The organism is Aurantimonas sp. 22II-16-19i (genome assembly GCF_002088275.1).
GTDB lineage: Bacteria > Pseudomonadota > Alphaproteobacteria > Rhizobiales > Rhizobiaceae > Jiella.
On sequence record NZ_AQQS01000005.1, the window covers coordinates 114,724 to 127,159 of the forward strand.

The 12,436-nt window shown below is 68.9% G+C and carries 11 protein-coding genes; 4 read left to right on the forward strand and 7 right to left on the reverse strand.

The window, feature by feature from the left end; translation table 11 throughout:
• The 7 genes from ATO4_RS06730 to ATO4_RS06760 form a co-directional block, all read right to left on the reverse strand.
• Entirely contained in the window at window positions 1-513 is a 513-nt protein-coding gene (locus ATO4_RS06730; RefSeq protein ID WP_176222885.1) for a TRAP transporter small permease, read from the reverse strand.
• Window positions 514-582: 69 nt separating this feature from the next.
• The gene (gene dctP / locus ATO4_RS06735) at window positions 583-1,566 is read right to left on the reverse strand and encodes a TRAP transporter substrate-binding protein DctP (RefSeq protein ID WP_083590661.1); all 984 of its coding nucleotides are present in this window, start codon (window positions 1,564-1,566) and stop codon (window positions 583-585) included.
• A 79-nt stretch (window positions 1,567-1,645) separates the two neighbouring features.
• Entirely contained in the window at window positions 1,646-2,515 is an 870-nt protein-coding gene (locus ATO4_RS06740) for an ABC transporter ATP-binding protein (RefSeq protein ID WP_083590662.1), read from the reverse strand.
• Complete coding sequence (locus ATO4_RS06745; protein ID WP_083590663.1) at window positions 2,508-3,392, reverse strand: ABC transporter ATP-binding protein; 885 nt, start codon at window positions 3,390-3,392, stop codon at window positions 2,508-2,510. Before ATO4_RS06745 ends, ATO4_RS06740 begins: the two co-directional genes overlap by 8 nt.
• Complete coding sequence (locus ATO4_RS06750) at window positions 3,389-4,237, reverse strand: ABC transporter permease (RefSeq protein WP_139802296.1); 849 nt, start codon at window positions 4,235-4,237, stop codon at window positions 3,389-3,391. Before ATO4_RS06750 ends, ATO4_RS06745 begins: the two co-directional genes overlap by 4 nt.
• 52 nt (window positions 4,238-4,289) lie before the next feature.
• Window positions 4,290-5,297 (reverse strand): ABC transporter permease, encoded by a 1,008-nt coding sequence (locus ATO4_RS06755; protein WP_083590665.1) that lies wholly within the window; start codon window positions 5,295-5,297, stop codon window positions 4,290-4,292.
• 49 nt (window positions 5,298-5,346) lie between these two features.
• Window positions 5,347-6,891 carry an ABC transporter substrate-binding protein gene (locus ATO4_RS06760; RefSeq protein ID WP_083590666.1) on the reverse strand — a complete coding sequence of 515 codons (1,545 nt, stop codon included), beginning with the start codon at window positions 6,889-6,891 and terminating at the stop codon, window positions 5,347-5,349.
• Window positions 6,892-7,525: 634 nt separating this feature from the next.
• On the opposite strand from ATO4_RS06760, the gene ATO4_RS06765 reads away from it, so the two are divergent.
• The 4 genes from ATO4_RS06765 to ATO4_RS06780 are packed head-to-tail and all read left to right on the forward strand — an operon-like array spanning window position 7,526 to window position 12,400.
• On the forward strand, window positions 7,526-9,172 hold the full coding sequence (locus tag ATO4_RS06765) for an AMP-binding protein (RefSeq protein WP_083590667.1): 1,647 nt from the start codon (window positions 7,526-7,528) through the stop codon (window positions 9,170-9,172).
• Window positions 9,172-10,359, forward strand: a complete 1,188-nt coding sequence (locus ATO4_RS06770) for a thiolase family protein (RefSeq protein WP_083590668.1) — start codon at window positions 9,172-9,174, stop codon at window positions 10,357-10,359. The genes ATO4_RS06765 and ATO4_RS06770 overlap by 1 nt, the downstream gene beginning before the upstream one ends.
• The gene (locus ATO4_RS06775) at window positions 10,356-11,597 is read left to right on the forward strand and encodes an SDR family NAD(P)-dependent oxidoreductase (protein ID WP_083590669.1); all 1,242 of its coding nucleotides are present in this window, start codon (window positions 10,356-10,358) and stop codon (window positions 11,595-11,597) included. Before ATO4_RS06770 ends, ATO4_RS06775 begins: the two co-directional genes overlap by 4 nt.
• Window positions 11,594-12,400 (forward strand): cyclase family protein, encoded by an 807-nt coding sequence (locus ATO4_RS06780; protein ID WP_083590670.1) that lies wholly within the window; start codon window positions 11,594-11,596, stop codon window positions 12,398-12,400. The genes ATO4_RS06775 and ATO4_RS06780 overlap by 4 nt, the downstream gene beginning before the upstream one ends.
• Window positions 12,401-12,436 lie beyond the last annotated feature (36 nt).

Below are 12,436 nucleotides of genomic sequence, written 5' to 3' on the forward strand. Positions count from 1 at the left end.
CTAAAGCCCTTCGCGCTCGAGCGGGTCGACATTGTAGAGACTGTCGTGGCCGACCAGGTATCGCAGCCATTCCAGCGCCGAGAGGAAGAAGCCGATGGCGATCGGCAGGAAGATCAGCCATTTCGGCATGTCGAAGGTCTTGGTCTCGTAGGCGCCGGTGTTCAGCGCCTCCAGGGCCGAGGCGAAGGCGAAGTAGGTGAGGTACAGGCACAGGCCGATGCACAGGGCATAGACGAGCTTTTCGAGGACGACCCGGCCGCCCGCCGGCAGCGCGCGCCTGAGGAACTCGACGAAGACGTGTCCCTTGATCCGGACGAGCCACGGCATCGGCAGGAAGGCGGCGTAGAGCAGGCCGTACTCCGTCGCCGAGACGCCCCAGGCGATCGGCCGGTAGTTGAGGTTGCGCAGGACGACGTCGGCGACGACCTCGACCACGATCGCGGCCAGCATCAGCTTGACCAGCGTGGCGAGGGCGAAGCTCGCCCAGCCGACGACCTTGAAGAAGTTCTGCATGCCCGGGGTGTGCTCCATCGTGCCGCCGGCGCGCGGAAAGAGCGCCGGCGGTGCCGTCTTGCTGGGGTCTCAGTTCTGGAAGTGCTTGCGCAGCTCGGGAACGTAGGTCGGGTCGCGGGTCTCCATCCGGTCCCAGCTCGCCTTGGCGGCCTTGGCGAGGAACTCCTCGCGGCCCTTGCCCTCGAGTTCGAAGACCTTCTGACCCTCGGCGACCATCTCGTCGGCCTGGCGCTGGTTCTCGGTCCGGATCGCCTCGAGGCTCTCCTGCTCGTGTGCGATCGCGACGTCCGTCAGGATCTTCTGCGCCTCGGGCGACAGGGAGTCCCACTTGCTCTTGTTCATCGAGATCAGGACGTCGGTCTGGAAGAAGCTCGGATCGACCCGCCACTTGGTGAACTTGTCCCAGCCGAAGGACTTGTAGCCGAAGACCGGATAGGCGTTGGCGTTGATCACGCCGCGCTCCAGCGACGTGTAGACCTCGCCCGGCGGCAGCACGATCACCGTCATGCCCAGCGTCTCGAAGAACTGCCGGTAGAGTGGCGAGGAGCGGATCTTCAGGCTGCTCCATTCCATGCTGCCGTCCTCCGAGCGGGTCGGCTCGTCGACGGTGAAGATGTTGAAGCCGGTTCCGGCGTCGACATGGGCGAGGAGATGGGCATTGCCCTTCTCGCCGAAGATCTTCTGCATCAGGTCCCAGCCGCCGTTCTCGCGGATCTCCTGGGGAAGTTTTGTCGAGGCGGAGAACGCCTCGCCCTCCGGCACGATCTCCAGATACTGGCCGGCCGGTGCGTTGATCATGTCGATCAGGCCGTTCTTCTGGGCGAGACCCAGCTGGCCGGGCGGGATGACCTCCGGCCCGCCGCGCACCTTGATCTGCACCACGCCCTTGCCGGCGGCGTTGAGCTTGTCGACGAACTTCAGGAAGCTCTGGGCAAAGGAGTTCTGCGCAGGCGTGAAGTGCGCCGCGTTGAGGGTGACCTCGTCGGCGCGGCTGGCGCCGACCGAAAGGGCCAAAAGGCCGCAGGCGAGGGCAAGTCTCAGGGCAGTTCGCATGAAGGATTCCCTTTCGCTTCGATGGACTTTTGTCTCGGGAGCGTGGCTCGTCGGCGGCCGTGGAGGCCGCCGGCGTTGTTCATCCGGCGGCTCGCACCGTCGGTGCCGCCCCGGGGGGCGGTCGTCCCAGCCAGTGCGGGTCGGGCACGAGGGGCGGGATCGCGTCGAGGAGCCGGCGCGTGTAGTCCGCCTGCGGGTTGTCGAACAGCGCCGCGCAGGATCCCTCCTCGACGATCCGGCCGGCGCGCATGACGACCACCCGGTCGCAGAGGTTGCGGATCACCGAGAGGTCGTGGCTGATGAAGGCGAGGGCGAGGTGAAGCTCGCCGGCGAGCCGCCGCAGCAGCGCCAGCACCTGGGCCTGCGTCGAGACGTCGAGGCCGGAGACGATCTCGTCGGCGAGGACGAAGTCCGGCCGGGTGGCGATCGCCCGGGCGATTCCGACCCTTTGGCGCTGGCCCCCGGACAGTTCGTGCGGGAAGCGATCGAGGAGGGCGGGATCGAGCCCGACGGCACCCATCAGGCGCACGAGTTCGCCGTCGCGGCTCTCGCCCCGGTGCCCGGCGTCCAGCGCCAGGCCGGCCGCGACGATCGACCGGATGCGCCGGCGCGGATTGAGGGACGACTGCGGATCCTGGAAGATCATCTGCATGCGCCGGCGCAGCGGGCGCAGCGTGTCCTGCGAGGCATGGGTGATGTCGACGCCGTCGAAGGCGAGCCGGCCGGCCGTCGGCTGGTGCAGGCGAAGCAGGACGCGGCCCAGCGAACTCTTGCCGGACCCGGATTCGCCGACGATGCCGACGATCTCGCCCCGGCGGATCGAAAGGGAGACCGGATGCAGGATGCGCGTCAGCGGTCGCCGCCCGAAGGCACGGGCCGCGTTCATGTCCGGCAGTTCGAGTTCGACGCCGTCGGCCTCGACCAGGATGGGAGCTTGCGGGTCAAGCATAGGTCGCTCGCTCCAGCCCATGGCGGGCGAGCTCGCCCTGGAGCGCCGCGGTGAGGCCGGCGGGGATCGGCTGCATGCCGCTACCGGCCCGGTCGTGCCGCGGGCTCGCTGCCATCAGGGCCGCCGTATAGGGGTGCGACGGGGCGGCCAGGACGTCGGCCGTCGCGCCCTGTTCGACGATCATGCCGCCATAGAGCACCGTCACCCGGTCGCAGATCTGGGCGACGACGCCGAGGTCGTGGGTGACGAAAAGGACGCCGGTGCCGTGGCTCGCCTGCATGGCCCGGATCAGCCGCAGCACTTCCTTCTGGACCGTCACGTCGAGGGCCGTCGTCGGCTCGTCGGCGATGATCAGCCTGGGGTCCAGCGAGAAGGCCGCGGCGATCAGAATGCGCTGGCGCATGCCGCCCGACAGCTCGTGCGGATAGCGCCGGAGCACCGCTTGCGGATCGTTGATCTGGACGTCCTGCAGCAGCGACAAAGCCTTGTCCTCGAGCGCCTTGCCCTTCAGCCCGCGCTTCAGCCGCAGCCCGTCGGTCAGCTGGTCGCCGATCCGCCGCGACGGGTTGAGCGAGGTCATCGGATCCTGCGGGATGAGGGCGATCTGCGAGCCGAGGATCTCCCGCCGCCGGCGGGCCGGCATGGCGAGGAGGTCCTCGCCGCAGAACCGGATCGTGCCGCCGGCAAGCTCGATCGCGCCGGGCAGGATGCCGAGGATCGCCTTGCCGATCGTCGACTTGCCGGCGCCGCTCTCGCCGACGAGGCCATGGACCTCGCCGGGAGCCACCTCGAGATCGACCGAGCGCAGGAGCGGCGCGTGCGGCGGCCGCTTCAACCGTGCCGACAGGCCGGCGATCGAGAGCAGCGCCGGGCTCATCGCCGCATCACCGGGTCGGTCAGCCGGCGCAGACCGTCGCCGAGCTGGTTGAAGGCGAGCACCGTCAGGACGAGCAGGGCGAGCGGAAACACCATGACCCACCAGCCGTGATAGATGATCTGCCGCCCCTCGGCGATCATGCCGCCCCAGGTCGGCATGTCGGAGGAGACGGACAGCCCGACGAAGGACAGCACCGCCTCGACGATCACGGCGATGCCCATTTCCAGGCTGAGGAGTACCAGGACGACGGGCAGGACGTTCGGCAGCACCTCCCGCGTCAGGATCGTCCAGCGGCTGCGGCCGAGGACGACGGCGGCATCGACGTAGTCCATCCGGGTCTGTTGGAGCGTCTCGGAGCGCACGACGCGGCAGAACCGCGTCCAGTCGATGATCACGATGGCGAGGATGACGGAGGAGAGGCCGGTCCCGATCATCGCGACGAGGAGGATCGACAGGAGGACGGGCGGGAACGCCATCCAGATGTCGATCAGCCGCGAGACGACCGCGTCGACCCAGCCGCCGAAATAGCCCGCGAGAAGGCCCAGCACCGTGCCGAAGGCACCGGCGGCCAGCGCCGCGACGATCGCCACGGTGAGGGCGACGCGGGCGCCGTGGATCAGCCGGGAGGCGATGTCGCGCCCGAGGCTGTCGGTGCCGAGCAGGTAGCCGGGCTCGGCGCCCGCGCTCCAGGCCGGCGGCAGCGTGTTGAGCATCAGATCCTGCTCCAGCGGATCGTGGGGCGAGATCAGCGGCGCGAAGATCGCGGCGAGAAGCAACAGCAGGAGATAGCCGCCCGCGATGGCGACCCGCGGCTCGCGGCGAAGGCTCTTCAGCCAGGACGGCATGCCCCGGCGGGCCACCGAGCCGCCGAGCCGGGGGACTTCGGGGAGGGCCCGCTCAACCATGCCGCAGCCTCGGATTGAGGAGGGCGAAACTCGCCTCGACGGCAAGGTTGATCAGGATGAAGATCAGCCCGAAGGTCAGGATCAGCCCCTGGACCAGCGGCAGGTCGCGGTTGATCACCGCATCGATGGCGAGGTTGCCGATGCCGGGATAGGCGAAGATCCGCTCGACGATCACCGTGCCGCCGAACAGGAAGGTGAATTGCACCCCGGTGAGCGCCAGCGTCGGGATCATGGCGTTGCGCAGCGTCTCGCGGAGCGTCACCCGCAGGCGCGAGGCGCCGCGGATGCGGGCGAGCAGCGCGTAGTCCTGGAGCGCCTCGCTCTCCAGCGCGCCCTTCAGCACCCGCAGGATCACCGCCGCCAGCGGCAGCGCGAGGGCCATGGCCGGCATGATCATGTGGGCGAGGACGTCGCCGGCGATGTCGAGGCGCAGGCGGAGCAGGCCTTCGATCAGAAGGAAGGAGGTCGCAAAATCGATCGGCAGGCGCGGGTCGACACGCCCGGAGATCGGCAGGATGGGCCAGGCGACGCCGAACAGGAGGACGAAGGCGAGCGCCCAGACGAAGTCCGGCACCGCGAGGAGAATGCCGTTGGCGTTGTCGACGGTGCTGCCGACCAGCCGCCGGGTCCCGAGGGTCGAGGCGACGGCGGCGCCGATCCCCAGGACGAGCCCGATGACGAGCGCCGTCAGCGTCAGCTCGATGGTCGCCGGCAGCCGGCCGGCGATCAGATGCACCACGTCCTGGCGCATGGAGATCGAGGTTCCGAAGTCGCCGGTGAGGGCATGGCCGAGCCAGATGACGAACTGGGCGAAAAGGCCCTTGTCGAGGCCGTAGGCCGCCCGGAGCCGGGCGATGTCCTCGGTGCTCGCCCCCGGCGCGATCATCATCGCGATGGGATCGCCGGGCACGACCCGCAGCAGGACGAACGACACCGCCGCGACGCCGAACAGCGTGACGATGGCGAAGACGATCTGCCGAAGGGCGCGGGAGGAGAGCATGGGCGTCGTCAGCTCGACCGTTCTTCCTGGCGGGGTTCGATCGTGCCGCTCAAGCCCTGGCAGGTGCGACCAGCGTCGCCTGCAGGGCGCCGGACCCGTTCGGCACCACCGACAGGCCGTCGCGGAAGACGATCGGCTGGACATATTGCAGGAGCGGGATGACGTAGCCGTTGTCGGCGATGGTGCGGCTGACGGCCTTCCAGCCGGCAATGCGCTTGTCCTCGTCCTTCTCGTTCCAGAGCGGGCCGATCTCGGCATCGAGGTCGTCGGTGTCCCAGACCGAATGGGGCGAGGGGCCGAACATGGCGAAGCCCGTCGACGTCGCCGGATCGCCGATGGCGTTGCCCCAGTTGTAGAAGGCGAAGGGCGCCAGCTGATCGTTGGCGCGCAGCTCGTAGTGCTTGGCGATCTCGTAGACCTCGATCTCCGCCTCGATGCCGACCTTGCGCCACATGCCGACGATCGCCTGGATCATCTCGTAATCCTTGGGCTTGAACCCGCGGGTGGTCTGGATCGTCACCTTGACCGGATTGTCCGGCGAGAAGCCGCTGTCGGCGAGGAGCTTCATCGCCATGTCGGGATCGTAGGCGACCGTGATGGACGGGTCGTAGGCGAGATATTCAGGGGCTTCCAACGTGGCGATCGGGACGCCGTAGCCGGAGAGCAGACGGTCGATGATCGCCTGCTTGTTGATGGCGTGATGGGCGGCGAGGCGCACGTTCTTGTCGAGCAGCGGCTCGACGTCGTTGATGAAGATCATGCCGATGTCGGAGATCGGCTCCGCCGTCCCGGAGAAGCCGCCGCCCTTGGTCAGCCGGTCGTATTCCTCGTAGGGGATCTCGAGGGTGACGTCCGAGCCGCCGCTCTCGATCTCGGCGACGCGGCTCGACGCATCGGGCACGAACTTGAAGATCACCGTGTCGAAGGCCGGCTTGCCGCCCCAGTAGGTCTCGTTGGCCTTCAGCCGCAGGAAGCCGTTCGACTGGAACTCGTCGACCTTGTAGGGGCCGGTGCCGATCGGCGCGCGCTCGAAGCCTTCCGCGCCGACCTTCTCGAAATAGGCCTTCGGCATGACGTAGCCGGTGAGGAACGCCATCCACTTGAACAGCGTCGGCTCGTAGGATTTCACGTCCGCCTCGATGCGGTTGCCGTCGATCGTGAAGTTGCCGATGGTCGACCAGACGAACTGGATCGGATTGCCGGTGGCGGGGTCGCCGGCGCGCTCCAGCGACCAGACGACGTCCTGCGCGGTGAAGGGCGAGCCGTCGTGCCAGCTCACTCCCTCGCGGACCTCCATCCAGACCTTGGTCTTGTCGTCGTTCCAGCCCCAGCCGGTCAGGAGGCCAGGCTCGAAGGACAGGTCCGGCTTCTGGCCGACATACTGGTCGAAGACCGACCGGTAGATGGCCTGGATGGTCGGGTTGACCGCGGAGGGGCCGACGGTCGGGTCCCATGCCGGAAGATTGACGTTGTAGGCGATCGTCACCGTGTCGGCATCGGCGGCGCTGGCGCTCGCGCCCTTCAGGAAGCTCGCCAGCACGATGCCCGTGCCCGCCAGCTTGAGGATGTCTCGTCTCGTGGTGTTCATGGTCATCCGATCGCTTCCCAAGGTGCGGATTGGACATCGGGGCGCTGGCACAAGGTCGCCCATCGACCGGGCCGCATGCCGCTGGCAACGCAGCCAGACTGCTTTAGGCTTAAAATTATTTCACCATTAAAGGACCAAGTGCGGGGCTTTGCCAAGGGGGGTTCCTAGGCATTTTCGCCGGCGCATATTTTTTGTGCAGAGCGGGAGGAATTGCGGCAGTGCGAGAGGATGACGGTCGCGCATTTTGGGGCTTGTATGTTTTAAGATTAAAGCATTCAATCGCAGCCCGACCGCCACCCGTTTCGATCCTGCGAACGGAGAGTGCCGCCATGCCGCGCCACGCCACAGATCCGCAAGCCGTGAGGGCGCCGGTGCGCCCGGTCCATGGCGAAGTCCATGGCGAGCGGGGCATCGCCCGGCTCGAGACGTGCCGCCGCGTCGCCGGTCCGCCGCGAGGCGCGACTTCTCGGCCAGACGCAGGACGAGGAGAAGCAGGGCGAGGATCGGCTCGGCTTCGCCGCCGCGGACGACGCTTTCCGGCGGCCGGGCGAGTGGCGTTTCACCCCCGGGCCGAAGCTCCGGACCTCGCCGATTTCGACGCGCCCTGCGGCAATCTTCAGCTATCCGTGTGAGCGGGATCATGACGATGGACCCGGCAGGCGAGGCGGGCGGCACCGTCTTCGCAAGGTTCGAGGCGACGGCGAACCGGTTTCCCGGGCGTCCTTTCCTGGTGGTGCTGCCCGAGACGGCGGCGGCCTACGGGATCGCCGCCGAGGAGATCGCCTATGGCGACATGCTGGCGCGCGTGCGCAGCCGCCGCGACGTCTATCGGGCGGCCGGCTACGGGCCGGGCCACCGGATCGGCCTCCTGCTCCGCAACCGGCCGGATTTCCTGGTCCACTGGTTCGCGCTGAACGGGCTCGGGGCCTCGATCGTGCCGATCAATCCGGACCTTCGCGCGGCCGAGCTCGAATATCTCATCGGCCATTCCGCAATCAGCCTGGCCGTTTCGCTCGAAGAGCGGATCGGTGACCTCGAACGGGCCGGCGACGCCATCGGTTCTTCCATCGACGTGGTTGCTCCGGATGCGGACTGTCCGGTCGCGCCGCGCCCATGCGTCACGGCGACGCTCCCACATGAGAGCGAATGCGCGCTGCTCTACACCTCCGGCACCACCGGGCGGCCGAAGGGCTGCGTCCTGACCAACGCCTATTTCCTCGGCGCCGGCGACTGGTATGCGGGGATCGGCGGCCTCTGTTCGCTTCGCACCGATCCGCCCGAGCGAATGCTGACGCCGCTGCCGCTGTTCCACATGAACGCTCTCGCCTATTCGGTGATGGCGATGGTGACCGTCGGCGGCGCGATCGCCGTTCTCGACCGGTTCCATCCGAGGAGCTGGTGGTCGAGCGTGCGCGCCTTCGAGGCGAGCGTCATCCACTATCTGGGTGTGATGCCGGCGATGCTGATGACCGCCGAGCCGTCGCCGGCCGATCGCGATCATCCTGTGCGCTTCGGCTTCGGGGCGGGCGTGCCCTCGACGCTGCACGGACCCTTCGAGGAGCGCTTCGGCTTTCCGCTGCTGGAGGCCTGGGCGATGACCGAGACGGGCGCCGGCGCGGTGGTGATCGCCAACGAGGAGCCCCGCAAGATCGGCACGAGCTGCTTCGGCCGGCCGGCGCCGGCCGTCGAGGTGGCGATCCGCCGCGACGACGGGGCCGAGGCCGGGATCGGCGAGCCCGGCGAATTGCTGGTGCGCGCGGCGGGCGAGGATCCGAGGCGCGGCTTCTTCCGCGCCTACCTCAAGGATCCCGAAGCGACCGATGCCGCCTGGGAGGGCGGCTGGTTCCACACCGGCGACGTCGTCAGCCGCGATGCCGACGGCCAGCTGCATTTCGTCGACCGCAAGAAGAACGTCATTCGCCGCTCGGGCGAGAACATCTCCGCGGTCGAGGTGGAGAGCGTCATCGGCGAGCATCCGGCCGTGGCGCAGGTCGCCGTCGCCGCGACGCCCGATCCCATCCGCGGCGACGAGGTCGCGGCTCTCGTCGTCGCCCGTGAAAGGATCGCCGACGCGCAGGCGGCACGGCAGCTTGCTGCGGAGATCGTCCGCCACGCCCTGTCGCGGCTCGCATACTACAAGGCGCCGGGCTATGTCGCCTTCGTTTCGGCGCTGCCCCTGACCTCGACGGAGAAGATCCAGCGCGGTGCGCTGAAGCAGGATGTCGCGCGGATCATGGCCGGAGGCGAGGCGATCGACACCCGCGCCATGAAGAAGCGGTCGGTCTGATGAAGCGGATCCGGCGCAAGGCCCGGCGGGGCTACGAGGACGTCGCGGTCTGCGTGCCGGTGACGATCCCCTACGAGCGCTACGCGACGAAGACGGCGCATTGGTGGATCGCGCGCGCGCTCTGCGAACTCGCCGGACGGGCGGGCCTTTCCCATCGCGACTTCGACGGGCTGTCGGTCTCGAGCTTCTCGCTTGCCCCCGATAGCGCCGTCGGCCTCACCCAGCATCTGGGCCTCAGCCCGCGCTGGCTCGATGCCGTCCCGATGGGCGGCGCGAGCGCCGTCGTCGCGCTGCGCCGGGCGGCGCGGGCCGTCGAGGCGGGAGACGCCAGCATCGTCGCCTGTGTCGCCGGGGACGCCAACGAGGTGGACAGCTTCCGCAAGCTGCTGTCGTCCTTCTCGCGCTTCGCCCAGGATGCGAGCTACCCCTATGGCTATGGCGGGCCGAACGGCTCCTTCGCGCTTCTCACCGACCACTACATGCGCAGCTACGGCGCGACCCGCGAGGACTTCGGCAAGCTCTGCGTCGCCCAGCGCGACAACGCCCTGACCTATCCCCACGCGATCATGAAGAAGCCGCTCACCCTCGACGCCTATCTGGAGGCACGGCCGATAGCCGATCCGATCCACCTCTTCGACTGCGTGATGCCCTGCGCCGGAGCCGAGGCCTTCCTCGTCACCACCGTCGACATCGCCCGCGACCTCGATCTCGCCTTCGCGCGGCCGCTGGCGACCATCGAGCGGCACAACGCCTTCCCGGACGACCCGGTCCAGTTTCGCGGCGGCTGGGCGATGGACATCGACGAACTCTACGCGGTGGCCGGCATTTCGCCGGACGCGCTCGACCTCGTCGAGACCTATGACGACTATCCGGTGATCGTGATGATGCAGTTCGAGGATCTCGGCTTCTGCCGGAAGGGCGAGGGGCCGGACTTCGTGCGCAGCCACACCTTCACCAACGACGGCAGCTTTCCCCACAACACCTCCGGCGGCCAGCTCTCGGCCGGCCAGGCCGGCGCCGCGGGTGGCTATCTCGGCCTCGTCGAGGCCCTGCGCCAGGTGACCGGCCAGTCGCTCAGCCGGCCCGTTCCGGATGCGCGGCGCGCGCTTGTTTCGGGCTTCGGCATGATCAATTACGACCGGGGCCTCTGCTCCGGCGCCGTGATCCTCGAAGGCGACGCGCCATGAGCGAGCCGCTGCGTCCGCCGCCGAGGAAGGATCCCCAGGCGCCGACCCGCCCGCCGCAGCTTCCGCCGCAAGAGCGCAGCCGCGCCGCCCTCGGCCTCGTCGGCGCCGCGGCGCGCGGCGTCTTCGCGCTGCAGCGCTGCAGGAACTGCGGCACCGTCGCCTATCCGCCCCGCGACGCCTGCGCCGCCTGCCTCTCGGTCGATCTCGCCGTGGAACCGGTGCCGGATGCCGGCGAGGCGATCGCCGAGACGACGATCCGCACCACGACCGACCTCTATTTTCGCGAGCGCACGCCCTGGCGGGTGGGCCTCGTGCGGCTCGACTGCGGGCCGTCCGTGGTCACCCATCTCCACCGCGACGTGGCGGTGCCCGGCCCCGTGCGGATGGTGCTGAAACTCGACAGGAGCGGCAATGCGGTGATGATGGCGCTGCCGACCACATGGAGCGCGCCGATGGCCGACGATCCCGAACTGCGCGAACTGACGGCGAGCCCGAAGTTCCGCCGCGTGCTCGTCACCGATGCGAGGACGCCGACGGGGCAGGCGGTGGTGGAGGCGCTGGTGAAGGCCGAGGCGAGTCTGGTCTTTGCCGGCATCGCCGATCCCTTCAAGCCCTTCGCCGGCCGCGAGAAACTGGAAGCCATGGAGCGCGTCCAGATCGTGCCGCTCGATCTCACCGACACGAGCTCGGTGGAAACGCTCGCCGGCGAGATCGGCGGCAAGACGGACATCATCGTCAACACCGCCGACCATGTCCGGCCGGGCGGGCTGATCGACGGTCCAGGCCTTGCCACCGCCCGGGTCTCGTTCGAGCTCAACGTCTTCGGCCTGCAGCGGCTTGCCGCAAGCTTCGGCCCGGCGATGCGCGGGCGCGGCGCCGACGGGACGAGCTCGGCCGTCGCCTTCGCCGACGTCCTGCCGGTGCATGCGCTGGCGAACTGGCCGGGCTTCGGCGTGCACTCGGCCACCGCGGCCGCACGGCTCTCCATGCTGCAATGCCTGCGCGCCGAACTGCGGCCGGGCGGCGTACGCGTCCTCTCCGTCTTCACCGGACCGGTGGAGGACGACTGGCACCAGAGCGTGCCGCCGCCGAAGGTCGCGCCCCGGCAGATCGCGAGCGCTGTCGTCAGGGCGCTTCAGGAGGGGATCGAGGAGAGCTTCGTCGGCGACGTCGCGGCGGATGTCGCGGCGCGTTTCGCCGAGGATGCCAAGACGCTGGAGCGGGAGCTCGGATCGTGACGGACAGTCCCGGAAATGCAGTCGAGCTGCTCGCCCGACTGGCATCGAGCCTGGCGTCGGGCGACGTCGCGATCGTCGACCTCACCCACACGCTGACGCCGGAGTTCCCGGTGATCGTCCTGCCGCCGGAGTTCGGCCAGTGCCAGCCCTTCCGGATGGAGGAGGTCTCGCGCTACGACGCGCGCGGACCCGGCTGGTACTGGAACACCATCACCGTCAGCGAGCACGCCGGCACCCATTTCGACGCCCCGGCGCACTGGATCTCGGGCCGCAACCTGCCCAACGCCACCGTCGACGCCCTCGACCCGCAGACGCTGGTGGCGCCTGCCGTGGTGCTCGACGTTTCGGCAGAGAGCGCCGCGGACGAGGACTTCCTTCTGACCCGCCGGCATGTCGAGGCCTGGGAAGCCGAGCATGGCGCGATCCCGCCTCGCAGCTGGGTGCTCCTTCGCACCGACTGGTCGAAGCATGCCGGCACCGACCGCTACCTGAACCTTCGCGAGGACGGCGCCCATTCGCCCGGCCCCGACGCCGACGCGGTGCGCTTCCTGGTCGAGGAGCGCGACATCCTCGGCTTCGGCACGGAGACCGTCGGGACGGATGCGGGGCAGGGCGGCCATCTCGACCCACCCTATCCGGCGCATTTCATCCTGCACGGGGCGGGCCGCTACGGCCTGCAGTGCCTCGCCAATCTCGACCGGCTGCCGGCCCGCGGCGCGCTGGTCTTCGCCGCACCGCTGAAGATCCGCCACGGCTCCGGCAGTCCGTTGCGGGTTCTCGCGCTGGTGCCGGGCCGTCGCTGACCTGGCCGGAATGGAGCGCCGCGTGTCTGCCGCGAA